Source organism: Micromonospora sp. CPCC 205546 (genome assembly GCF_036902715.1).
In the GTDB taxonomy this organism is placed as follows: domain Bacteria; phylum Actinomycetota; class Actinomycetes; order Mycobacteriales; family Micromonosporaceae; genus Micromonospora.
Window position 1 is genome coordinate 39,584 of record NZ_JBAKHL010000027.1, and the last position, 26,104, is coordinate 65,687.

23 protein-coding genes, 1 pseudogene and 1 riboswitch are annotated in these 26,104 nt (G+C 74.3%); of the genes and pseudogenes, 11 read left to right on the plus strand and 13 right to left on the minus strand.

All coding sequences use genetic code 11. From position 1 onward, the window contains the following. Positions 1 to 61: 61 nt before the first annotated feature. Positions 62 to 1,576 carry a flavin-containing monooxygenase gene (locus V6U77_RS15255; protein WP_334606978.1) on the plus strand — a complete coding sequence of 505 codons (1,515 nt, stop codon included), beginning with the start codon at positions 62 to 64 and terminating at the stop codon, positions 1,574 to 1,576. Positions 1,577 to 1,600: 24 nt separating this feature from the next. Here the strand turns inward: V6U77_RS15255 and V6U77_RS15260 are convergent, their stop codons facing one another. The 4 genes from V6U77_RS15260 to V6U77_RS15275 all read right to left on the minus strand — a co-directional run bounded on the left by V6U77_RS15260 (position 1,601) and on the right by V6U77_RS15275 (position 5,620). Further along, the gene (locus V6U77_RS15260; RefSeq protein WP_334606979.1) at positions 1,601 to 2,293 is read right to left on the minus strand and encodes an SGNH/GDSL hydrolase family protein; all 693 of its coding nucleotides are present in this window, start codon (positions 2,291 to 2,293) and stop codon (positions 1,601 to 1,603) included. 94 nt (positions 2,294 to 2,387) lie between these two features. Further along, positions 2,388 to 2,783: an MmcQ/YjbR family DNA-binding protein gene (locus tag V6U77_RS15265; protein WP_334606980.1), complete on the minus strand. Its 396-nt coding sequence runs from the start codon at positions 2,781 to 2,783 to the stop codon at positions 2,388 to 2,390. Between the two features lie 9 nt (positions 2,784 to 2,792). Beyond that, positions 2,793 to 4,028, minus strand: coding sequence for an MFS transporter (locus V6U77_RS15270; RefSeq protein ID WP_334606981.1), 1,236 nt, complete (start codon positions 4,026 to 4,028; stop codon positions 2,793 to 2,795). Then, positions 4,025 to 5,620 carry a class I adenylate-forming enzyme family protein gene (locus tag V6U77_RS15275; RefSeq protein ID WP_334606982.1) on the minus strand — a complete coding sequence of 532 codons (1,596 nt, stop codon included), beginning with the start codon at positions 5,618 to 5,620 and terminating at the stop codon, positions 4,025 to 4,027. Before V6U77_RS15275 ends, V6U77_RS15270 begins: the two co-directional genes overlap by 4 nt. A 298-nt stretch (positions 5,621 to 5,918) precedes the next feature. Here V6U77_RS15275 and V6U77_RS15280 point away from each other — a divergent pair, with 298 nt between their 5' ends. The 7 genes and pseudogenes from V6U77_RS15280 (at position 5,919) to V6U77_RS15310 (ending at position 14,112) form a co-directional block, all read left to right on the plus strand. Beyond that, the gene (locus tag V6U77_RS15280) at positions 5,919 to 7,193 is read left to right on the plus strand and encodes an SGNH/GDSL hydrolase family protein (protein ID WP_334607021.1); all 1,275 of its coding nucleotides are present in this window, start codon (positions 5,919 to 5,921) and stop codon (positions 7,191 to 7,193) included. A 67-nt stretch (positions 7,194 to 7,260) separates the two neighbouring features. Beyond that, a complete protein-coding gene (locus tag V6U77_RS15285) occupies positions 7,261 to 8,481 on the plus strand; it encodes a cytochrome P450 (RefSeq protein WP_334606983.1) in 1,221 nt (406 codons plus the stop codon). After that, a pseudogene (locus V6U77_RS15290) lies at positions 8,478 to 9,416 on the plus strand (alpha/beta hydrolase); the annotation flags it as partial. The gene V6U77_RS15285 and the pseudogene V6U77_RS15290, both read left to right, overlap by 4 nt. A 71-nt stretch (positions 9,417 to 9,487) precedes the next feature. Continuing rightward, positions 9,488 to 10,612 carry an alpha-hydroxy acid oxidase gene (locus tag V6U77_RS15295; RefSeq protein ID WP_334606984.1) on the plus strand — a complete coding sequence of 375 codons (1,125 nt, stop codon included), beginning with the start codon at positions 9,488 to 9,490 and terminating at the stop codon, positions 10,610 to 10,612. 3 nt (positions 10,613 to 10,615) lie between these two features. Then, positions 10,616 to 11,944, plus strand: a complete 1,329-nt coding sequence (locus V6U77_RS15300; RefSeq protein ID WP_334606985.1) for an aminotransferase-like domain-containing protein — start codon at positions 10,616 to 10,618, stop codon at positions 11,942 to 11,944. A gap of 67 nt (positions 11,945 to 12,011) precedes the next feature. After that, positions 12,012 to 12,272 carry a hypothetical protein gene (locus V6U77_RS15305; protein WP_334606986.1) on the plus strand — a complete coding sequence of 87 codons (261 nt, stop codon included), beginning with the start codon at positions 12,012 to 12,014 and terminating at the stop codon, positions 12,270 to 12,272. 148 nt (positions 12,273 to 12,420) lie between these two features. Then, entirely contained in the window at positions 12,421 to 14,112 is a 1,692-nt protein-coding gene (locus V6U77_RS15310) for a ribulokinase (RefSeq protein WP_334606987.1), read from the plus strand. Positions 14,113 to 14,320: 208 nt separating this feature from the next. Here the strand turns inward: V6U77_RS15310 and V6U77_RS15315 are convergent, their stop codons facing one another. Then, positions 14,321 to 15,760, minus strand: coding sequence for a glycine hydroxymethyltransferase (locus V6U77_RS15315; protein WP_334606988.1), 1,440 nt, complete (start codon positions 15,758 to 15,760; stop codon positions 14,321 to 14,323). A gap of 17 nt (positions 15,761 to 15,777) precedes the next feature. Next, a riboswitch (ZMP/ZTP riboswitch) is annotated at positions 15,778 to 15,867 on the minus strand. A gap of 163 nt (positions 15,868 to 16,030) precedes the next feature. Here V6U77_RS15315 and V6U77_RS15320 point away from each other — a divergent pair. Both V6U77_RS15320 and V6U77_RS15325 read left to right on the plus strand, forming a co-directional pair. After that, positions 16,031 to 16,837, plus strand: a complete 807-nt coding sequence (locus tag V6U77_RS15320; protein WP_334606989.1) for an SDR family NAD(P)-dependent oxidoreductase — start codon at positions 16,031 to 16,033, stop codon at positions 16,835 to 16,837. A 91-nt stretch (positions 16,838 to 16,928) separates the two neighbouring features. After that, entirely contained in the window at positions 16,929 to 17,780 is an 852-nt protein-coding gene (locus tag V6U77_RS15325; RefSeq protein ID WP_334606990.1) for a metallophosphoesterase family protein, read from the plus strand. 42 nt (positions 17,781 to 17,822) lie between these two features. Here the strand turns inward: V6U77_RS15325 and V6U77_RS15330 are convergent, their stop codons facing one another. From V6U77_RS15330 to V6U77_RS15360, 7 genes are all read right to left on the minus strand, one after another. Further along, the gene (locus V6U77_RS15330; RefSeq protein ID WP_132234652.1) at positions 17,823 to 18,323 is read right to left on the minus strand and encodes a hemerythrin domain-containing protein; all 501 of its coding nucleotides are present in this window, start codon (positions 18,321 to 18,323) and stop codon (positions 17,823 to 17,825) included. A 114-nt stretch (positions 18,324 to 18,437) separates the two neighbouring features. Continuing rightward, positions 18,438 to 19,925, minus strand: coding sequence for a S8 family peptidase (locus tag V6U77_RS15335; RefSeq protein WP_334606991.1), 1,488 nt, complete (start codon positions 19,923 to 19,925; stop codon positions 18,438 to 18,440). A 148-nt stretch (positions 19,926 to 20,073) separates the two neighbouring features. Continuing rightward, the gene (locus V6U77_RS15340) at positions 20,074 to 20,943 is read right to left on the minus strand and encodes an NAD(P)H-hydrate dehydratase (protein ID WP_334606992.1); all 870 of its coding nucleotides are present in this window, start codon (positions 20,941 to 20,943) and stop codon (positions 20,074 to 20,076) included. After that, positions 20,927 to 21,658 (minus strand): histidine phosphatase family protein, encoded by a 732-nt coding sequence (locus tag V6U77_RS15345; RefSeq protein ID WP_334606993.1) that lies wholly within the window; start codon positions 21,656 to 21,658, stop codon positions 20,927 to 20,929. The genes V6U77_RS15340 and V6U77_RS15345 overlap by 17 nt, the downstream gene beginning before the upstream one ends. Positions 21,659 to 21,797: 139 nt before the next feature. Further along, the gene (locus V6U77_RS15350; protein WP_334606994.1) at positions 21,798 to 22,511 is read right to left on the minus strand and encodes an alpha/beta hydrolase; all 714 of its coding nucleotides are present in this window, start codon (positions 22,509 to 22,511) and stop codon (positions 21,798 to 21,800) included. Position 22,512: 1 nt separating this feature from the next. Beyond that, the gene (locus V6U77_RS15355; protein WP_334606995.1) at positions 22,513 to 23,232 is read right to left on the minus strand and encodes a DUF899 domain-containing protein; all 720 of its coding nucleotides are present in this window, start codon (positions 23,230 to 23,232) and stop codon (positions 22,513 to 22,515) included. A 108-nt stretch (positions 23,233 to 23,340) separates the two neighbouring features. Further along, on the minus strand, positions 23,341 to 24,396 hold the full coding sequence (locus V6U77_RS15360) for a sigma-70 family RNA polymerase sigma factor (protein ID WP_334606996.1): 1,056 nt from the start codon (positions 24,394 to 24,396) through the stop codon (positions 23,341 to 23,343). Between the two features lie 160 nt (positions 24,397 to 24,556). On the opposite strand from V6U77_RS15360, the gene V6U77_RS15365 reads away from it, so the two are divergent. Then, positions 24,557 to 25,540 (plus strand): DNA polymerase domain-containing protein, encoded by a 984-nt coding sequence (locus tag V6U77_RS15365; RefSeq protein WP_334606997.1) that lies wholly within the window; start codon positions 24,557 to 24,559, stop codon positions 25,538 to 25,540. Positions 25,541 to 25,581: 41 nt separating this feature from the next. On the opposite strand, the gene V6U77_RS15370 is transcribed toward V6U77_RS15365, so the two are convergent. Next, entirely contained in the window at positions 25,582 to 26,088 is a 507-nt protein-coding gene (locus V6U77_RS15370) for an Lrp/AsnC family transcriptional regulator (protein ID WP_334606998.1), read from the minus strand. Positions 26,089 to 26,104: the final 16 nt, after the last annotated feature.

The window sequence follows — 26,104 nt, forward strand, 5'->3', positions numbered from 1 at the left end:
CCGCCGGCGCTCTGCTGTCGCGGCTCCCACCATCGGGTCGCGGAGTCTTTGGAGGTTCGCCATGAGGATCGCCGTCGTCGGTGCCGGATTCGCCGGCTTGAGCGCAGCGAAGGTGCTGCGGCAGAGCGGATTCGAGGTCACCGTCTTCGACCGGACGCCCGACGTCGGAGGCGTCTGGAGCAGCACCCGGAGATACCCCGGGCTGCGCACCCAGAACAACAAGGGCACCTACCACCTCTCCGACCTGCCGATGCCCGCCCACTACCCGCAGTGGCCGTCGGGCGAGCAGGTCCAGCGCTACGTCGAGAGCTACGTGGACCGGTTCGGGCTCGGCCCCGTGCTGCGACTGTCCACGGAGGTCGTCGCCGCGCGGCTCGTGGACGACGAGACCGCGTGGTTGATCGCGTCGCGCCCGACGGGCGGCCGGGACCCCGCGACCTGGGAGCGGTACGACCACCTCGTCGTCGCCAACGGCATCTTCTCCGACCCGTACATCCCGCCCTTCGAGGGACGTGCGGACTTCGTCGCCGCCGGGGGACGCGTCCTGGCCTGCGGGGAGTTCCACGATCTCGAGGCGGCGCGGGGAAAGAACGTCCTCGTCGTCGGGTACGGCAAGTCGTCCTGCGACGTGGCGGTCCCACTGAGCGACGTCGCCGCGCAGACCCACCTCGTCGCCCGCCAACTGCTGTGGAAGATGCCCAAGAAGCTCGGCGGGGCGGTCAACTACAAGTACCTCCTGCTCACCCGGTTGGGTGAGGCGCTGTTCCGGTACATCGACGTGAAGGGCTTCGAGCGGTTCCTGCACGGCCCGGGCGACGGTCTGCGTCGCGGCATGCTCGACAGCGTGGGGTCGGTCGCGACCCGGCAGCTCAAGCTGCGCGAACTGGGTCTCGTGCCGCACGGGACCTTCGAGGACATCGCGCGCAGCACGGTCAGCCTCGCGACGGACGGCTTCTTCGAGCGGGTCGCCGACGGTCGGATCAGCGTGCACCGCGATCGTCAGATCGGCGAACTCCTCGTCGACGGGGGGCGGCCGGCCGCCCGGCTCGACGACGGCACGGTGCTCCCCGCCGACCTCGTCATCTGCGGCACCGGATTCCGGCAGCACGTGCCCTTCTTCGACGCCGCCCTGCACGCCCGGCTCGAGGACGCCGCCGGCAACCTCATGCTCCACCGCCAGATCCTGCCGGTCGACGTCCCGCGCCTGACCTTCGCCGGCTACAACTCCTCGTTCTTCAGCCCGCTCGGCGCCGAGATGGCAGCGGTGTGGACGGCCGCGTACCTGCGGGGTGGGATCCCGCTGCCGTCCAGGGACCGGATGCGGGAGCAACTGCGGACGCGGCTGGCCTGGATGGCGGCGCGGACCAACGGGCAGCACGCCCGTGGCACGAGCATCATCCCGTTCTCGATGCACAACATCGACGAGGTGCTCGACGACCTCGGGCTCAACCTCGGCCCGTTGGCCCGCGCCCGGCAGTGGCTGCTGCCCGTCGACCCGCGCGCCTACCGCGGCGTCACCCCCCGCATGATCCGGCGCACCGCTGCGACGGCGGCCAGACGGTCAGCGCGCGTCTGACCCGCCGGGCGGTGGTGGGCCAGCTCAGCCCCGGTGCCGGGCGCCCGCGAGGTGGGCGCCCAGGCGGCGGACGGTCTCGGCGGCGGCGACCGCGTCGCTGCGGGCGCTGCCGTGCCGGCCGTCGCCGCCGTACATCGACGGATCGGCGACGAGCGGGTGGTCGGTGAGTCGCACGTGCAGGGTGCCGAGCCGCTCCGCGAGGGCCCCGGTGCGCGCGGAGAGCCGGCGCATCCGCTCGCCGAGGCCGGCCCGGTGCCGCTCCGCCACGGCCGGGCTGAGCGACACGTCGAACATGCCGACGGTGATCACGTCCGCGCCGGCGGCCCGCAGCGCCTCGACCATCGCGGCCAGCTCCGCGTCGACGGCGTCCGGGTCGTAGGCGCGGCTGAAGGCGTCGTTGCCGCCGCAGACCACCAGCGCCAGGTCGGGGCGGAACGCCAGCGCCGGGGCGAGCTGGGTGGCGCGCACCTCGTGCGCCCGCAGCCCCCGCAGGCCCAGGTTGAGGTACGCCAGCTCCGGCCGGACGACCCGCAGTTCGGCGGCGATCCGGTCGGCCCACTGCACGTCGGGATAGCCGTCGACGGGCTCGCAGAGCCCTTCGGCCACGCTGTCGCCCAGCACCGCGAAGCGTCGCCACGGGTGGCCGTGCAGCAGCGCCGCGCTCTCCCCGTCGCGCAGGCACCACGGATCCGTTGCTTCGGTCAACGTCGATGGCATGCCGGCACGCTAGCCCACGCCGGGCGCGCGGAACATAGTCCGTCGCCCGACCCCGGGTGAGCCGTGCCGGCAGTGGGAACGGTGCATTGGTCGGTTACGCCTGCCGCTTTGCCCGGTAGGTCGCCGCGAGGCGCTTCGGCGCCCGGTCCTGCCACGCCTCGACGACCAGTTCGGCCAGCTCGTCGGGGTCGATCCGGTCGAGCCGGACCAGCACCACGGGGTAGCCGTCGAAGTGCGGGGTGGTGAGGTAGACGGCGGGGTCGTCGGCGAGCAGCGCCTCCTTCGCGCCCAGGTCCGGCACCCGTACGCCGAGGACGGGGCCGTCGGGCGCGGCGTCGCCGAGGGCGTCGAGGTCGGCACGGCGCAGCGGCCGTTCCCAGACGAACGCCCGGTCGCGGACCCTCCACGCCGGCAACCCCTGGTAGGAGGGGTGTTCGCTCGTCTCCGGCAGACCCAGCGCGATGCGGCGTACGTCCTCCCAGGTGGCCATGGTGCGACCCTACGCCCGACCCACGACACCCGGTGCCCGCTCGGCCGGCGCGTCAGTGGACCGTGGACGAAGGCCGGGCAGCAGCGGCAGCAGGGTGACGGCGAGGCAGAACGCCGCCATGGCCAGCAGGGCGGGGCCGAGGCCGAGCGTGGTGGCCGACCAGCCGCCCAGCAGCGCGCCCAGCGGCAGGCCCGCGAACGCCAGCGACCCGGCCAGCCCGATCACCCGGGTCTGCAGCCCGGGAGGCACCCGCTCGTAGATCGCCACCCCGAGCAGCGGGTTCACCGCCGCGATGCCGATCCCGGAGGCGAAGGTCACCGCCAGCACCACGGCCAGGTCCTCGCTCAGCGCCAGGACCAGCAGCCGCGGGGCGCCGCCGAGCGCCGCGCCGACGACGAAGGACAGGTAGCGGGGCAGCCGGGGACCGAACGCCGTGAACAACACGTTGCCCAGCAGCGCGCCGGCCGAGAACGCCCCGAGCACCAGCCCCAGCCCGGCGGGGCTGCGCAGCACGTCGGCCACCCAGAGCGGGATGTAGACCGCGACGCTCGCGTTGACCACCATGTTCAGCGCCGAGATCACCAGCAGCATGGTCAGCAGCATCCGGTCGCGGCCCAGGTGGCGGAACCCGCCCGCGAGCGCGCGCAGGTACCCCTGCGGGGCCGCCGGTTCCGCCGGGGCGGCCGGCGGGCGGACCAGCAGACCGACGAGCAGGGCGCAGGCGGCGAAGCTGGCCGCGTCGATGAGGAGCGCCTGCGTCACCCCGAACCACCAGACGAGCAGCCCGCCCAGCCCCGCGCCGAGCAGGGTGACCAGTCGGCCCAACCCGTCGTAGACGGAGGTCAGCCGGATCAGCCGGACCCCGGCGGCCTCCGCCGCGGGGCGGAACATCACGTGCTTGACCCGGTCGCCGACACCGCGCAGCGCACCCACCACGGCCACCAGGGCGAGCAGCGCGCCGAACCCGAGCCACGGGGTGAGGGCCACCGCCACCATCAGGGCGGCGCTGCCGACGTCGGCCATGATCGAGGTGCGCCGCAGCCCGATCCGGTCGGCCCAGGGCGTGCCGAGGGCGCTGGAGAGCAGGTAGGGCAGCGTCTCGGCGGCGGCCACCGCGCCCATCTTCGCCGGGCTGCCGGTGGTCTCCAGCACCAGCCAGGGGATGGCCACCACCGAGATCCGGCTGCCCAGGTTGGAGATCAGGTCGGCGGCGACCAGGACGGTCAGTTCCCGCCGGGGGGTCACGCCAGACTGCCGATCGACGCCTCCGGGTGCTCGACCGACGACGGGTGCTCCTCGGCGTAGCGGGCCCGCAGCGCGCGCTTGTCCACCTTGTTGGAGCGGTTGAGCGGCACCCGGTCGACGAACTGCACCCCGCCCGGCGCCCAGGTCTCGCTGAGCTCGGCGGTCACCAGGTCGATCAGCTCCGCGGCGGTCACGGTCGCGCCGGGCGCCGGCACCACGAAGGCGTACGGCAGTTCGCCGGCCGCCTCGTCCGGCACGCCGATGACCGCCGCCGCCCGTACCTGCGGGTGACCGGCCAGGGCGTCCTCGATGGGGCGGGAGTGGATCGGCCAGCTGCGCCGCCGGGTGAGGATCCGGTCCTGCAACCGGTCGACGAGGTAGAGGTAGCCGTCGGCGTCGAGGTGCCCGACGTCGCGGGTACGGACCCAGCCGTCGACGAGCGTCTCGGCGGTCAGCTCGGGCTGGCCGTGGTAGCCGGCGAAGCGCAGGTCGGTGTGCACCCACACCTCACCGTCGACGCCGGGCGGCAGCACCGTGCCGTCCTCGGCGCGGATCTCGACGCGCACGTCGCCGTACGGCCGGCCGCAGGAGCGCAGCCGCTCCGGGTGCGCCGGGTCGTCGGTCAGCCCCGGCAGGGCGGTGACCACGACGGCCTCGCTGAGGCCGTACACGATGCGCAGCACGGGCCCGAAGCGGGCGATCGCCTGACGCAGCCGGGCGGGCGCGGCCGGCCCGGCGCCCACGTTGAACATGAACATGGCCGAGAAGTCCGCGCCGTCCAGGGCCGGGTGGTCGAGCACCTCGTAGAGCATCGGCGGGGTGACGAAGGTCGAGTTGACCCGCTCCCGCCCGACGGTGTCGATGAACCCCGCCGGGTCCCAGCCGTCGCGCGGGAACAGCACGCCGCCGGTGAAGAGGTTGAACAGGGTGGTGATCTGGCCGCTGGCCAGCCACATCGGCGAGTGCGACAGGTGCCGCAGCGGCGGGTGGCCGGCGGCGCGGAAGTCGGCGGCCAGGGCGAGGACCTGCGTGTAGAAGCTCTCCCGGTGGTGCACCAGCTTCGGGGTGCCGGTGGTGCCGCTGGTCTGCAGGAACGACTCCGGCACCGGCACCTCGGCCGGCAGCGTGACCGCCCGGTCGCGCGCCGCCGTGGCGAGGAGGTCCGGGCCCGCGCCGCCCGGGCCGAGGCAGAGCACCGGCACCCCGGGCAGCCCGGCGGCCAGCTCGGGGCCGAGGCCGGCCGGGTCCCGGGCGTCGTAGACGAACGCGTCGGGGCGGGCCAGTCGGACGAACTCGTCGACCTCCCGGCGGGACGTGACCGGGGCGATCCACATCGTCCGGCAGCCCAGCAGGTGCAGGGCGAGCTGCACCAGCGGCCCCTCCACCGGGTTGCCGAGCGCGAGCAGCACCGCCTGCCCCGGCCGTACGCCGTGCCCGAGCAGGGTCGCGGCCAGCCCGCGCACCTGCGCGGCGACCTCGGCGTAGCTGAGCCGGTGTCCGTTTCCGACCAGCGCCTCCCGGTCGCCGAAGCTCGCGAACAGCTCCAGCGCCCGGTGCACGTAGCCGGTCCGTCGCTCCGGTCGGTCGGTCATCCGACAGCCCCCTCGCCGCAGAAGTGTGGCCGCGCACCGGCAGCCCGGGACGGCGCGGCGGCCGGGCGACCGCACCGCCGCCGTCCGTGAGCGTAGGTAGCACCGACCGTCACCGGACAGAGCCTGAACGGCGCTCCGGACGGACTGGAGGACATTTGATCACGTCGATCAGGTTGATTGACGTTCGTGAAACGGGACGGCTAGGTTTCTGGACCATCGTCCAGGCGGTGCCGTCAGCGGACGGCCCTGGGCTGCCAACGATGGAGGTTCAATGTCGACCCCGAAGAGATGGCATGTCATCGCGTCCGCGGCCACCCTGCTCGTCGCCGGCACCCCGGCGATGGTCGCCAGCGCCGGCCCGTCGGACAGCGAGGCGTCCCACCGGCGCACGGTCTGGGCGGGAAGCTGGGCCGCCGCAGTCACCAGGGGGAACGCGACCGGCCTGACCAACAACGGCCTCAACGACCAGAGCGTGCGGATGGTCGTGCGCACCACCGTCGGCGGGGAGCGGTTGCGGGTCCGGCTGAGCAACTCCCACGGCGAGCAGGCCGTGCGGGTGGGCCGCGCCACCGTCGCGAAACCGAACACCGCGACCCCCGACGACCTGTCCGACATCGACCCCTCGACGCTGCGGACGCTGACGTTCGGCGGCGCCACCTCGGCCACCATGAACCGCGGCGCCGAGCTGGTCAGCGACCCCGTCGCGCTGCCGGTCGGCGACCAGCAGGACCTGGTGCTGACGGTGCACTTCCCGACCCCCACCGGGCCGGTGACCTTCCACGGCCAGTCCCGGCAGACCAACTTCATCGGCGCCACCGACCTGACCTCCGCCGCGGGCGGGGCCGGGTTCACCATCCGGCCGAACTGCTGCTGGTTCTTCCTGTCGGGCGTCGACGTGCAGCGCCGGCACAGCCCCGGCTCGGTGGTGGTCTTCGGCGACTCCATCGCCGACGGCAACGGCAGCACCGTCAACGCCAACAAGCGCTGGCCCGACCTGCTCGCCGACCGGCTCGTCGACGCCCGCCCGGACGTACGCACCCCGGGCGTGCTCAACCTCAGCCTCGCCGGCAACCGGCTCAACCACGAGGGCCCCGAGCCCGGGGCGGGCGGCTTCCCCGGCTACCACGAACTCGGCCCCAACGCCCTGGCCCGCCTCGACGAGGACGTCTTCGCGCAGACCGACGCCCGGACCGTGATCACCCACCTGGGCATCAACGACATCTGGATGTCGGGCGACTCCGCCGAGCAGGTCATCGCCTCGCTGCGACAGGTCAACCAGCAGGTGAAGGCGCGCGGCCTGCGCAGCCTCGTGTCGACGCTCACCCCGTACGAGGGGCACGGCAACCCGGGGGTGTGGACGCCGGAGAAGGAGGCCACCCGGCAGGCGGTGAACGCGTGGCTGCGCGGCAGCGACGAGTTCGACGGGCTGCTCGACTTCGACCGGGTGCTGCGCGATCCGGCGCAGCCGAGCCGACTGCTGCCCGCGTACGACTCGGGCGACCACATCCACCCGAACGACGCCGGCAACCAGGCGCTGGCGGACGCCGTACCGCTGCGACTGCTCGGCCTGTGACACCAGCGCGGGCGGCGGGCGACCCCCCGCCGCCCGCGACACCCGCGACGGGGGAGACCGAAGGACCGTGGACGTCACCCAGCTGCTGACCCGCCTCTACAGCGACGAGGGCCGGCAGGACCCGTACCCCTGCTACGCGGCCCTGCACGGGCTCGGACCGGTCAGCCCGGTGCCGGCGCGCGCCGAGCACCGCTCGGTCGACGCCGTGGCCGTCGGCTACGACCTGGTCAGCCAGGTGCTGCGCGACCCGCGGTGGTACAAGCAGGCGCCGCCGGGCTGGCAGGAGCAGGAGGTGCTGCGCACCCTGCAGACCTCGATGATGTTCGTCAACCCGCCGGAGCACACCCGGATGCGGGCGGTGTTCGCGAAGACGTTCACACCGCGCCGGCTGGGCGCGCTGGAGCCGGCCGTGCACCGGGTCGTCGACGGGCTGCTGGACCGGATGGCCGACGCCGGGGACGCCGCCCTCGACTTCGTCGCGGAGTTCGCGTACCCGCTGCCGGCCCTGGTGATGGCCGACTTCATCGGCATCCCCGCCACGGACCTGGACTTCTACCGGCAGCGGGTCGAGCGCATCGACGAGTTCCTGGACGTGGCGGGCAAGACCCCGCAGCGGCTCGCCGCCGCCAACACCGCCGCCGCGGAACTGCGGGACTTCTACGCGGAGCTGATCGCCCACCGGCGTCGCCGACCCGGTGACGACCTGATCGGCGCGCTGGTGGAGGCGGTCGACTCCGGCGACGTGGAGCTGACCGCCGACGAGCTGGTGAGCAACCTGATCGTGCTGTTCAACGCCGCCTTCGTCACCACCGTCTACATGTTCGCCAACGGGCTGCCGCTGCTGCTGGCCCATCCCGACGTGGCCGCCGCCCTGCCCGGCGACGACGCCCTGACCCGGGGCACGGTCGAGGAGATCCTGCGGCTGGAGGCGCCCGTGCACTTCCTCGCCCGGGCCGCGCCCGAGGACACCGACGTGGGCGGGGTGCCGGTCGGCCGCGACCGCAACGTGCTGCTGATCCTCGCCGCCGCGAACCGCGACCCGGCCCGGTTTCCCGACCCGGACCGCTTCGACCCGCGCCGCGACGGGCCGCCGTCGCTGGCCTTCGGCGCCGGCCTGCACTTCTGCCTCGGCGCCGCGGTGTCCCGGCTGGAGGGCCGGCTCGCGCTGCCCAGACTGCTGGCGCGCTTCCCCGGGCTCACCGTCGCCGAGGCGCCGACGTACAGCGGCAGCCTCTTCCTGCGCGGCGTCGACAAGCTGTCGGTGCACACCCGAGGAGGACCCGCGTGAACGTCCATCCGCAGGTGGCGGCGTACCGGACCGCCCGCGAGGCGGCCGGCACCCCGCCGCTGTACACGCAGAGCCTCGCCGAGGCCCGCGCCGCCGACCTCGCCGCGATCCGCGCCGGCGGCGGCGCGGTCGAGCCGGTGCACGAGGTACGCGACGCGCGCGTGCCCGGCCCGGCCGGCGACCTGCCGGTGCGCGTCCACCGGCCGGCGGGGCAGGGGCCGCTGCCCACCCTCGTCTACTTCTTCGGCGGCGGGTGGACCCTCGGCAGCGTCGACACCGCCGACGGCATCTGCCGGCGGCTGGCCAACGCCGTGCCCTGCCAGGTGGTCACCGTCGGCTACCGGCTGGCCCCGGAGCACCCCTTTCCCGCCGCCGTGCACGACTGCCACGCGGCCACCCGGTGGATCGTCGCGCACCCCGAGGAGTTCGGCGTCGACCCGCGGCGCGTGGCGGTCGGCGGGGACAGCGCCGGCGGCAACCTCGCCGCCGCCGTCACCCTGCTGGCCCGCGGGCGCGGCGGCCCCCGGCTCGCCGCCCAGCTGCTCGTGTACCCGAACACCGACCAGAGCGCCGAGCCCGACGGCGACGGCGAGGACCCGCTGCTGTTCAACCGCCGTTCGGTCGCCTGGTACCGCGGCCACTACCTCGCCGACCCCGCCGACGCGCGGCACCCGCTGGCGTCGCCGCTGCTCGCCGAGGACCTGACGGGCCTGCCGCCGGCGCTGGTGATCACCGCCGAGCACGATCCGCTGCGGGCGCAGGGGGAGAGGTACGCGCACCGGCTGCGCGACGCCGGCGTGCCGACCACCCTCACCCGGTACGCCGGCATGATCCACGGCTTCTTCGCCATGCCCGCCGCGTTCGACGACGGCCGCCGCGCCCAGGAGCAGGCCGCCGCGTTCCTGCGCGACCGGTTCGGCACGTCGGACGACGGCGCGGCGGGTGGCGGATCCGCCGACGCGGCGACCGCCAGTGGAGGCGGTGCCGCAGGGAAGGGAGACCGGTGATGGTGGAGGGCGTGCCGCCGAAGTCGGACCCGCCGGTGGCACAGCCGTCGCCGGCCTGCCTGGCCGACTTCGCGGGACCGGCCCGGGCGGTGCTGCCGCCCGACGTGTGGGACTACGTCGAGGGCGGCAGCGGCGCCGAGACGACGCTCGCCGCCAACCGCCGCGCGCTGGACCGGGTGGCCGTGCTGCCCCGGGTGCTGCGCGGCGTGCACACGCCCCGCACCGAGGCGCGGCTGCTCGGCGTGTCGTACGCGATGCCGGTGGCCGTGGCGCCGATGGCGTACCAGCGGCTGGTGCACCCCGACGGGGAGCTGGCGCTGGCCGCCGCCGCGGGCGCGGCCGGCGTGCCGTACGTGGCGAGCACCCTGAGCAGCGTGCCGATCGAACAGATCACGCGGACCGGCGCGACGGTCTGGTTCCAGCTCTACTGGCTGCGCGACCGGGGCCTGGTCGCCGACCTGCTGGACCGGGCGCACGCGGCGGGCTGCACCGCGCTGACGGTGACCGTGGACGTGCCGATCCTCGGTCCGCGCCGACGCGACGTGCGCAACGCCTTCGCCATCCCGCCGCAGGTCGTGGCGGCGAACCTGCCGGCCGGCCGGGACCACCTCGCGCACATCGCCACCCCCGGGGTCTCCGCCATCGCCGCGCACACCGGCGAGGTCTTCGCGCCCGCGCTGAGCTGGGCCGACCTGGAGTGGCTGCGTGGCCGTACCGCCCTGCCGCTGGTGGTGAAGGGCGTGCTGGACCCGCGCGACGCGGAGCTGGCGGTGGCCGCCGGCGCGGACGCCGTGGTGGTCTCCAACCACGGTGGCCGCCAGCTCGACGGCGCGCCGGCCACCGCGACCATGCTGCCGCAGGTGGTGGCGGCGGTGGCCGAGCGGTGCGAGGTGCTGCTGGACAGCGGCGTGCGGGACGGCGTCGACGTGCTGCGCGCGCTCGCCCTGGGCGCGCGCGGGGTGCTGGTCGGCCGGCCGATGCTGTGGGCGCTCGCCGCCGGCGGCCGGGCCGGGGCGGGCACGGCGCTGGCGCTGCTGGCCGGCGAGTTCCGCGACGCCCTGGCGCTGGCCGGCTGCGCCGATCCGGAGGCCGCCCGCGAGCTGCGCGTGGTCGGGGAGGGCTGAGCGGTGCCGGAGACGGTGGACCTGCGCGTCGCCGACCTGCACCCGGCGGTCGACGACCCGGCGCTGAACTCGATGAACTTCCTCAACGAGGTGGCCCAGCACTATCCCGAGGCGGTGTCGCTGGCGGCCGGGCGGCCGTACGAGGAGTTCCTCGACGTAGCGGCGCTGCACCGGCACCTGGAGACGTTCCGCCGGCACCTGGCCGACGACCTCGGGCAGAGCCCCGCGCAGGTGCACCGGACGCTGTTGCAGTACGGCCGCACCAAGGGCGTCGTGCACCACCTCGTGGCCCGCAACCTCGCCGTCGACGAGGGGATGACGGTCGACCCGGAGGCGATCGTGGTCACCGTCGGCTGCCAGGAGGCGATGTTCCTGGTGCTGCGGGCGCTGCGGGCCGACCCGCGCGACGTGCTGCTCGCCGTCGCCCCGACGTACGTGGGGCTGACCGGTGCCGCCCGGCTGCTGGACCTGCCGGTGCGCCCGGTGTCCGGCGGTCCGGCCGGCATCGACCTGACCGACCTGCGCGAGCAGGTGCGCCGGGCCCGGTCGGCGGGGCTGCGCCCGCGCGCCTGCTACGTGATGCCGGACTTCGCCAACCCGTCCGGCACGAGCATCGGTCTGGCCGACCGTCGGCGGCTGCTCGACCTGGCGGCCGAGGAGGACCTGCTGCTGCTGGAGGACAACCCGTACGGTCTCTTCCCCGCCTCGGACGCCGGTCGGCCGCCGACGCTCAAGGCGCTGGACAGCGCGCGGCGGGTGGTCTACCTGGGCTCGTTCGCCAAGACGGTGCTGCCGGGCGCCCGGGTGGGCTACGTGGTGGCCGACCAGCGCGTCGCCGGCGACGACGGCACCGTGGGCCTGCTCGCCGACCAGCTCGCCAAGATCAAGAGCATGGTCACGGTGAACACGTCGGCGATCGCCCAGGCGGTGGTCGGCGGGGCGCTGCTGGAGCACGGGTGCAGCCTCGTGGCGGCCACCGTCCGGGAGCGGGCCGCGTACGCCCGCAACCTGCGCCACCTGGTCGACGGCCTGGCCCGGCGCTTCCCGGCGGCGACCTCGCCGGTGCGGTGGAACGTCCCGGCCGGCGGGTTCTTCGTGGTGGTCACCGTGCCGTTCGGCGTCGATGACGCCCTGCTGCACCGCTCCGCCCGCGAATACGGGCTGCTCTGGACGCCGATGGCGCACTTCTACGATGACGGCGCCCCGGTCGACGCGCTGCGGCTGTCGGTCAGCGCGGTCACCCCGGAACAGATCGACCTCGGGCTGGACCGGCTGGCCGCGCTGGTCGCCGACGAGACCGCCCGGCGGACGGCGACCGCCGAGGTCAGATGACACACCGCGTTCACCGCACGGCAAAGCGCTACTGCCCGCGTTCCGCCGTCCTTCGTGGACACCCATAATGGACGGCATGATCGCCTGGGAGTACGCGTTGCTGGTCCGCCGTTATCAGGGGCAGGGCCGCAACTTTCACGTCAGCTTCATCTGGTACGGCCCGGACGGGTCCCGCCGCGACATCACCGCGTACGGCGACACGGCGATCGCGCACCTCAACCGGGCCGGCCGGGAGGGCTGGGAACTGGTCTCCGCCGCCGAGGACGTCAACAACGTCCAGGGCAGCACCGAGGTGCACCGCTACCACCTGAAGCGACCCATCGCCTGAGGCCCCGGCGGTCCCTCTCTCCCCGTCGCCCCGCCGCCGGCCGTCGGTCGCGTGCCGCAGGCGTGGTGGTGTTGCTAGCGTTTCCTCCACTGCCGCCGCCGACCGGCCACCCGCCCAGGCACCGGCGCGCGCGGCGGGAGGAGGAACCGTGGCGGCAGGAGGGAACGCGGCACCGTCGGCGACCGGGCCGGCCCGGTTCGTCGTCGGCGTCGACTTCGGCACCCTCTCCGGCCGGGCCGTCGTGGTCGACGTCGCCGACGGCACCGTGCGGGGCGAGGCCGTCCACGCGTACCGGCACGGGGTCATCACCGAGCGGCTGCCCGACGGGACGCCGCTGCCCCCGGACTGGGCGTTGCAGCACCCCGACGACCACCGCGAGGTGCTGCGCGTCGCGGTGCCCGCCGCGCTGCGCGCCGCCGGGGTCCGGCCCGAGGACGTGTGCGGCGTCGGCGTCGACGCCACCTCCTGCACGATGCTGCCCACCCTCGCCGACGGCACCCCGCTCTGCGAGCTGCCCGAGCTTGCCGGTCGGCCGCACGCGTACCCGAAGCTGTGGAAACACCACGCCGCCCAGCGGCAGGCCGCGCGGATCAACGACGTTGCCGCCGCGCGCGGCGAGCGCTGGCTGCCCCGCTACGGCGGGCGGGTCTCCGCCGAGTGGCAGCTCGCCAAGGCGCTGGAGGTGCTCGAGGAGGATCCGGCGGTCTTCGACCGGGCGGAGCGCTTCATCGAGGCCGCGGACTGGCTGGTCTGGCAGCTCTGCGGCCGGGAGACCCGCAACGTCTCCGCGGCCGGCTACAAGGGGCTGCGGCAGGACGGGCGGTACCCGTCGGCGGAGTTCCTGCGCGCCCTGCACCCCCGCCTCGACGGGCTGCTGCCCCGCGTCGACGGCCCGCTCGTGCCGATGGGCGCCCGGGCCGGCGCGCTGACCGCCGAGGCGGCCGGCTGGACCGGGCTGGCGGTGGGCACCGCCGTCGCGGCGGGCGCCATCGACGCGCACGTCACCGCCGCGGCGGCGCGCGCCGTCGAGCCCGGCCGGATGCTCGCGGTGCTCGGCACCTCCACCTGCCTGATCATGAACGCGGAGGAGTACCGCGAGGTGCCCGGCGTGTGCGGCGTGGTCGACGGGGGCGTCACCACCGGGGCGTGGGGCTACGAGGCGGGGCAGAGCGGGGTCGGTGACATCTTCGACTGGTACGCCCGCAACGCCCTGCCGGCCGCCTACGCCGACGAGGCGCGCCGCCGGGGGCTCAGCCCGTACGAGCTGCTGGACACCCTCGCCGCCGACCAGCCGGTGGGCGGGCACGGGCTGCTGGCCCTGGACTGGCACAGCGGCAACCGCTCGGTGCTGATGGACCACGAGCTGAGCGGCGTACTGGTCGGGCTGACCCTGGCCACCCGGCCCGAGGAGATCTGGCGGGCGCTGCTGGAGGCCACCGCCTTCGGCGCCCGTACCGTCGTCGACGCGTTCACCGCCGCCGGGGTGGCCGTCGACGAGCTGACCGTGGCCGGCGGGCTGACCCGCAACCGGCTGCTGCTGCGGATCTACGCCGACGTGCTCGGCCGGCCGCTGCACGTGCTCGACGCCGCGCACCCGGCGGCGCTGGGCGCGGCCATCCACGCGGCGGTCGCCGCCGGGGCGTACCCGGACGTGCCCGCCGCCTCGGCGGCGATGGGCGCCACCCGGCGTGAGACCCGGCACCCCGACCCGGCCCGGGCGGCGGCCTACGACGAGCTGTACGCCGAGTACCGCGCCCTGCACGACCACTTCGGCCGCGGCGGCACCGACATCCTGCACCGCCTCCGCACCCTCCGCACTCCCCGCCACCACCCCCACTAACCCACCCACCCCGCCCCACCCCCACCCCAGCGCGTCGATCATGCAGTTGTGGTGGGGGACAACAGGGCATCAGAGTGGGTGGAACGGGCACCGAAACTGCATGATCGACGCGGCGTCGGGGCGGCCGCCCCGGGGGTGGTGGGGGGCGTGCGGGACGGGGACGCCCCCCGCGCGGTGGGCCGGGCGGGGGGCGTCGGGGTGGTGCGGTTCAGCCGAGGTCGACGGCCGGGTAGAGCGGGAAGCCGCTCAGCAGGTCGCTGGCCTGCTTGGCGACCCGCTCGGCGACGGTGGGATCGAGGACGTACTTGGCCTTGGACGCGGTGCCGTCCGGGTTCGCGCCCGGCCTCGTCTGGCTGAGCACGGTGTGGATCAGCTCGGCCGTCTCGTCCATCTGCGCGGTGCCCAGCCCCCGGCTGGTCAGGGCCGGGGTGCCGACCCGGATGCCGGAGGTGTACCAGGCGCCGTTCGGGTCCTGCGGCACGGAGTTGCGGTTGGTGACGATGCCCGAGTCGAGCAGCGCCTGCTCGGCCTGCCGGCCGGTCAGCCCGTAGCCGGAGACGTCGATCAGCACCAGGTGGTTGTCGGTGCCGCCGGTGACCAGCTTGCCGCCGCGACGCAGCAGCCCCTCGGCGAGCGCCTGGGCGTTGTCGACGATCCGCTGGGCGTAGTCGGCGAAGTCGGGGCGGCGGGCCTCGGCGAGGGCGACGGCCTTGGCGGCCATCACGTGTGGCAGCGGGCCGCCGAGCACCATCGGGCAGCCCCGGTCGACCTGGTCGGCCAGCTCGGGCTGGCAGAGCACCATGCCACCGCGCGGGCCGCGCAGCGACTTGTGCGTGGTGGTGGTGACGATGTGCGCGTGCGGCACCGGGTCGAAGTCGCCGGTGAAGACCTTCCCGGCGACCAGGCCGGCGAAGTGCGCCATGTCGACCATGAAGGTGGCGCCGACGGAGTCGGCGATCTCCCGCATGATCCGGAAGTTGACCTTCCTCGGGTACGCCGAGTAGCCGGCGACCAGGATCAGCGGCTTGAACTCGCGGGCCGCCTCGGCGACCTTGTCGTAGTCGACGAGGCCGGTGACCGGGTCGGTGCCGTAGCTGCGCTGGTCGAACATCTTGCCGGAGATGTTCGGCCGGAACCCGTGGGTGAGGTGGCCTCCGGCGTCCAGCGACATGCCGAGCATCCGCTGGTTGCCCAGCTCCCGGCGCAGCGCGAACCAGTCGGCCTCGGTGAGCTCGTTGACCTGGCGCACCTGGGCCTTCTTCAACGCGGGCGACTCCACCCGGTCGGCCAGGATCGCCCAGAACGCCACCAGGTTGGCGTCGATGCCGGAGTGCGGCTGCACGTACGCGTGGGCGGCGCCGAACAGCTCCCGGGCGTGCTCGGCGGCGAGCGCCTCGACGGTGTCGACGTTCTGGCAGCCGGCGTAGAAACGGCGCCCGACGGTGCCCTCGGCGTACTTGTCGCTGAACCAGTTGCCCATGGTCAGCAGCGTCGCGGGGGACGCGTAGTTCTCGCTGGCGATGAGCTTGAGCGACTCGCGCTGGTCGGCGAGCTCGGCGCCGATGGCGTCGGCCACCCGGGGCTCGACGGCGCGGATCACCTCGAGGGCGCTGCGGAAGGCGGTGGATTCGGCGTTCAGCGACGACATGCGACCTCCAGTGACGTGCGGAAGGCCCAGGCGCTCGGCATGCGTCCTCATGACGGGACCGCTTCCCGATGGTTCTCCATCCCTACGCGCCAGTCACGGCCCGTGCCGATCCTACCGGGTCGGGCCCGCCGGTTTCCGCCCCACCTCGCCCCGGCGGTGCGCACCGGGCGGCGGGTACCGACGTGGGATTGACCGGCCCGCGGCGGGGCACAGCACATCCGGGACCCGCCGCGGGTGCGGGCGACCCGCCGACGAGGGGAGTGACGAGAGATGACCACATCGGGCACGGACCGGCCGTTCGCCGTGGTGACCGGCGCGTCCAGCGGCATCGGGTACGAGCTGGCGGTCCAGTTCGTCGAGCACGGGTACGACGTGGTGGTCGCCGCCGAGGACGACGGGATCGGCACGGCGGCCGAGCGGCTGCGGCGCGACGGCGGGCCGCGGGTGCATCCGGTCCGGGTCGACCTGACCCGCGCCGAGGGGGTCGAGGAGTTGGCGGCGGCGGTGGCCGCGACCGGCCGTCCGGTCGACGCGCTGGCCCTCAACGCCGGGCGGGGCGCCGGCGGGGAGTTCGTCGGGGGCACCGCGCTCGCCGACGAGTTGGCCGTCGTCGACCTCAACGTGCGCTCGACGGTGCACCTGGCCAAGCTGCTGCTGCCCGCCATGGTGCGGCGCGGCGCGGGACGGGTGCTGTTCACCTCGTCCATCGCCGCCACCATGCCGGGTCCCTTCCAGGCCGTCTACAACGCCTCGAAGTCGTTCGTGCAGTCCTTCGCGGAGGCGCTGCGCAACGAGCTGAAGGACAGCGGCGTCACGGTGACCTCGCTGATGCCGGGGCCGACCGACACGGAGTTCTTCGACCGTGCCGAGATGCGGGACACCCGGGTCGGCTCCGGGCGCAAGGACGATCCGCGCACCGTGGCCGAGCAGGGCTTCGCGGCGATGCTGCGGGGCGACCAGACGGTGACCGCGGGTTCCCTGCTCAACAAGGTGCAGACCGCCGCCGGCAAGATCGTGCCGGACAAGCTCAAGGCGGCGCAGCACCGCAGGATGGCTGAGCCGGGTTCGGGCACCTGACCCCGTCCCGGTGGCGGCGGAGGGCCGCGGGTCCGGCGGGGGACCGGTGCCCGTTGCGCGGCCGGGCGCGCCGCTGCCTAGGATCAGCGGTATGGCGGGGGAGGACGGCGAGGGCGGCAGCCTGCTCGCCATCAGCGACCTGCACGTCGGTCACCGGGACAACCGGGAGGTGGTCGAGGGGCTGCGCCCCGGGTCGCCGCGGGACTGGCTGCTGGTCGCCGGGGACGTGGGCGACACCGTGGCCGACGTCGAGTGGGCGCTCGGCCTGCTCAGCCGCCGCTTCGCGAAGGTGGTCTGGGCGCCGGGCAACCACGAGCTGTGGACCCCGCCGGCCGACCCGGTGGCGCTGCGCGGCGCCGCGCGCTACGCGCACCTGGTGGACGTCTGCCGGCGGCTGGGCGTGCTGACCCCGGAGGACCCGTACCCGGTGTGGCGGGGGGCGGGCGGCCCGGTGCTCGTGGCGCCGCTGTTCCTGCTCTACGACTACAGCTGGCGCCCGGACGGGTTCGACACCCCCGAGGCGGCGCTGGAGGAGGCGTACCGGACGGGGATCGTGTGCACCGACGAGTTCCTGCTGCACCCCGATCCGTACCCGAGCCGGTCCGCGTGGTGCGCCGCACGGGTCGCCGAGACCGCGCGTCGGCTCGCCGAACGGGAACCGGGGCTGTCGACGGTGCTGGTCAACCACTGGCCGCTGCTGCGCGAGCCGACCCGGGTGCTGCACTACCCGATCTTCGCCCAGTGGTGCGGCACCGAGTCCACCGCCGACTGGCACCTGCGCTTCGACGCCGCGGCGGTGGTCTACGGCCACCTGCACATCCCCCGTACCACCTGGCACGACGGGGTGCGGTTCGAGGAGGTCTCGGTGGGATACCCGCGGGAGTGGCGGCCCCGGGGCGCGCCGCCGGCGCTGCGGCGGATCCTGCCCGCGCCCCCGGCATGACGCCGGGCCCCGGCGCACCGGGGCCCGGGGAGTTCCGTCCGCTCAGGCCGTCACGGCGTCCAGCGACTTCTTGATCGCCTTCGGGTCGGTCGGCTTGCGTGGCGCGTCGGCGCGCAGCGCGATCATCCGCTCGCCGATCTCCTGGAGCTGCTTACGGCCGAGTGCCTCGCGCACCTTCGGGAACCACTCCTGCTCCTCCTCCTCGACGTGGTGCAGGACGTTCTCGATCAGCACCGTGGTCTTGGCGTTGAAGCGCTCGTCACCCGCGTCCATGGTGAACAGCTCGGCGCAGAGCACGTCGGCGACGTGGTGCTCCTCGTACGACTCGAGGATGTCGTCCTCCAGGTCGGGCAGGAGCTTGCGGACCTCGGGGTACATCACCTCGTTCTCGAGGTAGGTGTGGACCGTGAGCGCTTCCAGGATCTCGTTCACCAGCTTCTGCCGCCGCGCCGCCGGACCCTCCTCGGCATCCTGGAACGCCTTGAACAGGCGGCGCATCTCCTTGTGGTCCTCTTTCAACAGCACGATGGCATCGGTGGACACCGTCGACCTCCTCGGCTCGTCTGACAACTCCTCCCGTACCCCTGCTGTGAGCAGCGAAAACGGGCGGGGCCCGGCGGATCACCGCCGGGCCCCGCCACTGGTCGTGCCGTGCTGTTACCGCACCACGTTGTACGCGTTGACCATGCCCGCGCCGTAGAAGCCGTTGCGCTTGCCGCCGGAGCAGGTCGCGTCGTAGGCGTTCGGACCGGCCGCGATCAGCGGCACCGGGTTGTAGACGCCGCCGGGGCACGCGATCGCCTCGGCGGTGTTGCCCAGGAAGGCCGACAGCTGACCGGACGTCATGCCCGGGTGCGCCGAGACGGCCAGGGCGGCCACGCCGGCGGCGTGCGGCGAGGACATCGAGGTGCCCTGCTTGTAGCCCCAGCCGTTGGTCTTCGTGGTGGTGTTGTAGGTGGTGGACAGGATGCCGTCGGAGAGGGTCGAGCTGGCGCCCCGGGTACGGAAGCGGGTGTCGCCACCCGGCGCCGTCACCTCGACCACGCCCTGACCGTACGAGGAGTAGTAGCTCTTCTGCCCGGTCGGGCCGACCGCCGACACCGTCACCACGCCCGGCGCCTCGCCCGGCAGGACGAGGCAGGAGTTGGTGAGGTTCTCGCGCTCCTCGGGGGTGCCGTTGTTCGGGCTGCCCGTGTCGGTGACCTTGTGGGCGAGGTCGTAGTTCGAGTTACCCGCGGACGCCACGTGCAGCACGCCCTTGCTCTGCGAGTAACGCAGGGCCCGCTGGACCGCCTTCCACACCGGACGCTGGCGTGCGTCGTTGCGGCAGTTGAGCTCCCACGGGTCGATGTAGTAGCTGTTGTTGGTCACCCGCATGCCCTGCTCGGCGGCCCACATGAACCCGCAGACCGCGGCCTCCGGGAAGATGTAGCCGTCGTCGTTGACCACCTTGACGGCGGCCACCTTGACGCCCGGGGCGACACCGGCCACGCCGACGCCGTTGACGGCGGCGGCGATGGTGCCGGCCACGTGGGTGCCGTGGTCGGAGGTCGTCGGGTTCCAGGCGGACTCGGTGGTGTCGGTGACCCCACCGAGGCAGGACGTGCTCTTGTTCTTGGCGATCTGGCTGGCCAGGTCGGGGTGGCTGGAGGAGATGCCGCTGTCCAGCACGCCCACCACCACGTCGGCGCGGCCGGCGTTGACGGCGTGGGCCTGCGGGACGTCGATCATCGGCATGTCCCACTGCTGACCGAAGAGGGGCTCCTTGGTCGGGTCGGCGGTCGTGTTGGCCGCCTCGGCCGCGGAGACCTCCAGGGTCTCGCCCTCGTCGAGGGCGGTGCCCAGGCCGGCGGTGGACGCCACCGAGTCGACGCCCGCGCCCGCCACGTCCGTGACGAAGTCGGGGTTGGTCGACCGGACGACGAGCACGCCGATCTGGTCGTAGCTAGCCACCACGGTGCCCTTGGCGGCGGCCACGCGGGCGACCGCCTTGTCGGTCTTGGCGCCCTGCGGGGCGAGCACCAGGAACGTGGTGTCCGGGCCGGCGGCCGACGCCGCCGGGGCCACCCCGCCAGCGACGGCGAGGCCGACGCCGAGCGTCACGGCGGACGCGGCAGCCAGTGTCTTGCGACGGAGGTTCTTCACACAGACTCCCAGGGGCTGTTTCCAGCCGGGGTACGCCCCCTGGCGAGGGGCGACCGGCGGGAGGCGGGCGGGATGCACGCCTCCGCAAGCACCAGCGCCACGGAGTCGGGTGGCGTTACACGCGTCCGTGCGGGCTCGACGAAAGGTGTCAGACGGTCGCCAGGGTGTGGGGGATCTCGTCGAGCAGCTCCCGGGCGAGGAAACCGATCCGGCCGAACCGGGGAACCAGCCGCTGACCGCTCACCGCGTGGGCGAACGCCGCCCAGCACGCGGCCTGCGCCGGCTCCGCGCCCCGCGACAGCAGCCCGGCCAGCAGCCCGGCGCGCACGTCCCCGCTGCCGGAGGTGCCGAGGCCGGCGTCGCCGCTCTCCTCCCGCCAGCTCCGGCCGTCGGGGGTGGCGATGTGGCCGTAGAGCGAGACCACGGCGTCGTACCGGCGGGCCAGCTCCGTCGCCTCGGCGTCCAGGTCGTCGCCGGGTTCCCGGTCGAGCAGGTGCCGGGCCTCGGTGAGGTTGGGGGTGAGCACCGCCGGCCGGCCCGACCCGACCAGCAGGTCCGGGGCGTGGCTGAGGGCCCCGAGGGCGTACGCGTCGAGCACCAGCGACGTCTCCGGGCCGGCCGCGTCGAGCACCAGGCGCAGCAGGCGGCCGGTCTCGTCGATGTCCTTGAGTCCCGGGCCGACGGCCACCACGTCCGCCTGCGCCACGAGGTCGCCCAGCAGCTCGCCGGGCTGTCCCGCGACCGCCCCCTCGGCGGTCTCCGGCAGCCCCACCACCAGCGCCTCGGGCACCTGGATGCTCAGCGCGGCGGCGGTGGACTCGGCGGCCGCGAGCTGGAGCACGCCGGCACCGGCCCGCAGCGCGGCCACGCCGGCGAGCAGCACCGCGCCGGGGGTGAACCGTGAGCCGCCGACCACCAGCACCGTGCCCCGCGCCTCCTTGCCGCCGGTCGGCACGGGCAGCGCCCAGTCCCGCAGCAGCCCGGGGGTGATCACCCGGGTGTCAGACCGGTTCGGCATGGACCTCGTCCTCCCTGGTCGCTCGGGCACCCTGCTCGCGCAGGTGGCCGACGTCGTTGAACACGTCCGGGGTCAGCCGCCCGTCGGACCCGGCGGACCAGCCGGTGATCGAGCAGTTGGCGATGACGTGCTCGCGGGTCAGCGCCATCAGCTCCGCCTCGGTGAGCCCCTCCACCAGGTAGCGGGTCAGGAAGACCAGGGCGTCGTGGCCGAACAGCAGCACGCGCCGGCCCTCGTGGTCGCGGCGCAGGTCGCCGAGGAGGGCACGCAGGCGCAGCGCCACGTCGGTCCAGGACTCCCCGCCCGGCGGCCGGTAGTAGAACTTGCCGAGCCGGTCGCGGCGCGCCGCCTCCTCCGGGTGCCGCCGACGCACCCCCTGCCCGGTCAGCCCGTCCAGGATGCCCAGCTCCCGGTCGCGCAGCCGCTCGTCTCGGCTGAGCGGGATGCCGGTGCCGGCCAGGGCCAGCTCGGCGGTCCGCACCGCCCGCAGGTACGGCGACACCACCGCCACGTCGGGCCGGCGCGCCTCGGGCAGCCCGGCCAGCCACCGCGCGGTGGCCCGCGCCTGCTCCTCGCCGGTGGGACTCAGCGGCACGTCCGCGTCGCGGTGGGTCAGCTCGATCAGCTCGGCGCCCGACGCCTCGGCCGCCGTGGCCGCCACGTTCGCCGTGCTCTCGCCGTGCCGGATGATCCAGAGCGTCGCCAGTTCCGCCATGCCGCACCCCTACCCGGGGGCCGCCCCGGGTAACCGCGCCCGCCACCGGTGTCGGTCGGCCCGGGCCGCGGAGAAAGACGGCGCGCCGGGGGCCGGGTGCCGATTCCGCACCGGCCCCCGGCTCACCGGTCAGCGCCGGCTATCCGGCGTGGGGCCGGGCGACCTCGCAGACCTCCCGCCGGATCTCCTCCAGCCGGTCGGCCAGCTCCCGCGGCCGGCTCAGGGCCACCGGGTGCCCGCCGTCCATCTCGTCCGGGGTGATCCCCAGCCGGTCGGACACCAGCTTCCGCAGGAAGTCGACGGGGAAGAAGCGGTCACCGCGGCAGAGCAGCGCCCGGGTCGGCACGTCCGGCCAGGCGGCGAGCGGCCAGGGCCTCTCGAACGGCGTCCCCGACTGGTCGCGGGCGTTCGCCGTGGCGTCCTCGACCAGCCGGGGCGGCAGCTCGTGGAAGAAGACGACGTTCGGGTCCTGGTCCTGCTCCGGCGTCCAGCCCTCGCGTTCCGCCTGGGCCTGCCGGGCCTGCGCGTAGCCGGTGCCGCCCCACCACTGGCCCGGCGACTCGCCGGCGGCGGGCACCATCGGGGTCAGCAGCACGAGCAGGTCCGCGTGGACCCGCTCGCACACCAGCGGGCCGGTGAACGCGCCGAACGACTGGGCCACGACGACCAGGTCCGTGCGGTCCCCGATGGCCCGGACGGCGGCGTCGGTGTAATCCGCCAGCCCCGCCGAGTCGTCGGCGCACGGCAGGTCGACCGCCACCACGTCGTGCCCCCGGTCGCGCAACTGCTCCGCGAGCAGGTGCCAGTACCAGGGCCCGCTGCCCGCGGGCGGGATCAACACGTAGGTCGCCACGTCAGTGAACCTCCAGTTCCGGGGATTGGCCGATGGCCCGCGCGGGCAGTGCGTCGCGGCGCCGAGTGCCGTGGCGCCGGTCGTCGTAGCGGTCGTGGTGCCGCCACCACTGCTGCGGACGTTCCAGCCCCTCCTCCTGCCGGCCCAACGCCGTCAGGTCCAGGTAGTTGTAGGTGTTGATCAACGCGTCGCCGCCCCGGGAGAAGGACGAGTAGGTGTGGAAGACGTCCGCCCCGTCGCGGAGGAACACGCTCAGCCCGGAGCATTCCGCGTCGTCCCTGGTGGCCCCGAAGTCGGGATTGAAGTCCCCACCGAAGGACGAGAACCAGGCGACGGTCCACCCCATCCGCCGCCGGAACGGCTCGATCCTGGTCAGCGGCGCCCGGGACACCAGCACCAGGTTGGTGTCCCGCGCGTGCAGGTGAGCCGGGTGGCCGAGGTTGTCGACCTGTAGGGAGCAGCCCACGCAACCCTCGTCCCAGTCGGGGTGGAACATGAAGTGCCGGACGATGAGCTGGCGACGACCGTCGAACAGACCCGGCAGATCCACCGGGCCGTCCGGGGAGTCGAAGAAATACTCCTTGTCGATCCGGACCATCGGTAGCCGGCGCCGCTGAGCGCTCAACGCGTCGCGTGCCCGGGTGAGTTCCTTCTCGCTGGCGAGCAGTTCCGCACGCGCCGCCTCCCACTCGTCTCGGCTGACAACTCTCGGCTGGGCCATGGTTTCTCTCCTGCCTCCGTCCTTCCGGCGACGTCGGCGTCGCGCCGCACCGCCGGCCACCCCGTTGAGACGGCGGGGCGCGCAAGAACTCATCGCCGCCGCCATCCGTCAACGGGCCAGCGGCAGCCCGAAGGCCGGAAAGACGCGGGGCGGGAACGCGGTGACCTCCACGACCTCGCCACCCTCGATGCGGAGCACGTCGAGGCCCAGCGCGTGGTAGCGGGACCGGCCCGGCTCACGCACGTAGCAGGCGACGGCGGGCTGGCGGTTGGCCCGGGTGGGCACGTGCCACCAGTCCTTCCAGGCGGTGGGCCCGACCAGCGCGGGCGCCCAGCACTCGATGATCGCGTCCCGTCCCTCGTACCAGGTCGGCTCGGGCGGCATGGTGAAGCGGGCGTCCTCGCGCAGCAACGCCGCCAGCGCCGTCAGGTCGGCGCTTTCGGTCGCCGCCACGTACCGCTGGAGCACCGCCCGTTCCTCGGCGCTCGGGTCGGTCGCCACCGGCCATTCCGTCCGCCGTTCCGGCAGCCGCTGCCGGAGGGTGGCGCGCGCCCGTTGCAGGGCGCTGTTGACCGCGGCGACCGTGCCGTCGAGCAGCGCGGCGGTGTCCGCCGCCGGCCAGCCGAGCACGTCGCGCAGGATGAGCACCGCCCGTTGCCGGGGCGGCAGGTGCTGGATCGCGGCGAGGAACGCCAGCTCGATGGTCTCCTTGGCCACCAGTGCCGCGTCCGGCTCGACGTGCGGCGGGGCGGGCGGATCGAGCAACCGGTCCGGACAGGGCTGGAGCCAGGGGATCTCCGCCTGCGGCAACGGGGCCCGCCCGGGCCCGGGGACCCGGGACGACGTCGGCGCGACGAGCGGAGCGGGCTGCCGCTGGCGGCGGTCGAGGAAGTCGAGGCAGGCGTTGGTGGCGATCCGGTAGAGCCAGGCCCGCACGGTGGAGCGGCCCTGGAAGCTCGCCCGGCTGCGCCAGGCCCGCAGGAACGTCTCCTGCACGAGATCCTCGGCGTCGTCGAACGACCCGAGCATCCGGTAGCAGTGCACCCGCAGCTCCCGCTGGTGCCGGTCGGCCAGCTCCGCGAAGGTTTGCTCGTCGCCCGACCGGAGGGCCGCACCGACGGCGGTCCGCCCGGTCCCGTCCTCTCCCGCCCCGCCCCCGCCCACGAACCGCCTCCCCGTTGCGTCACCTGGTCATCCACGCACCGTAACCCACCGGTGTGACGGCGAAGCGGCGGAGTCGTCACCGCTGTCCGGTTCCGGCCCGGGGACGTCGACCGGGAGCGTCGGCGGTGACGGGGCGTGCCGGCCGGCCGGGCGGGTTACGGTGTCAGGCGTGGCGACGGCGGCGGCCGAGGAGATCCGGGTGGGGGAGCGGCTGGTGCGCGTCTCCAGCCCCGACAAGCCCTACTTCCCGGAGCTCGGGCTGACCAAGCTGGACGTGGTGCGCTACTTCCTCGCCGTCGGCGACGGCATCCTGCGCGCCCTGCGGGACCGTCCGACCATGCTGGAACGGTGGCCGCGCGGCGTCTTCGACGGCGCGAAGATCGGCACCCGGCAGGACAACCGGGGCGACGCCTTCTACCAGAAGCGGCTGCCGGCGGGGGCGCCCGACTGGGTGCGCACCGCCCACATCACCTTCCCGAGCGGGCGTACGGCCGACGAGGTCGCGCCGAGCGAGCTGGCGGTGGTGATCTGGGCGGCCAACCTGGGCACGCTGCGGTTCCACCCGTGGCCGGTCTCCGCCGCCGACGTCGAGCGGCCCGACCAGCTGCGCATCGACCTCGACCCGATGCCCGGGGTGGGCTTCGACCAGGTGGTGCCGGTCGCCCACGAGGTGCGCGCGTTCCTCGCCGAGCTGGGCCTGACCGGCCACCCGAAGACCACCGGCGGGCGGGGCCTGCACGTCTACCTCTCCATCGAGCCCCGGTGGAGCTTCGGCGACTGCCGGCGGGCGGTGCTGGCGCTGGGCCGGGAGGTGCAGCGCCGGCTGCCGGACCTGGTGACCACCACCTGGTGGCGGGAGCAGCGGGACCGGCCGGTCTTCATCGACTACAACCAGATGTCCCGGGACCACACGATGGCCTCGGCGTACTCCATCCGCCCCACCCCGCGCGCGCTGGTCTCCGCGCCGCTGGACTGGTCGGAGCTGGACGACGCCCGGCCGGAGGACTTCGACGTGACCACGATGCCCGCCCGGTTCGCCGAGCGCGGCGATCCGCACGCGGGCCTCGACGAGCGGCGGTTCTCCCTCCAGCCGCTGCTGGAGCTGGCCGACCGGGAGGGGCTGGAGGCCCCGCCGGAGCGCTGAGCTGCTCGGGCGGGGCCCGCCGGGGAAGCTGAGCGGCCGGTTCACTGCCACGGGCTGCGTTCGCCGTCGAACTCCTCGAAGACCAGCCAGGTGCGGGTGGAGAGCACGCCCGCGATGCCCTGCACCCGGCCCAGCACCACGTCGCGCAGGGTGGCGTTGTCCGGCGCCCGGACCAGGGCCAGCACGTCGTGGTCCCCGCCGAGCAGGGCGGCGTGCTCGATGTAGCGGACCCGGGCCAGCTCCGCCGACACCTCCCGCCACGTGTTCTGCTCGATCTTCAACGCGATGTACGCCGAGGTGCCCAGCCCCGCCGCCTCGGGCGCGACCTGGGCCCGGAAGCCGGTGATCACCCCGTCGCGCAGCAGCCGCTCGACCCGGGCGTACGCGTTGGTGCGGGAGATGTGGATCCGCTCCGCCAGGGTGCGCACCGACGTACGGCCGTCGCGCACCAGCTCGTCGAGGATCCGCCGGTCGACGTCGTCCAGTGGTCGCGCCGAACGTCCCGTTCCAGCCGCCCGCTCCGCCGAGCCCCCGGACTCCTGGCTCACGTCGCCGCCCTTCCCG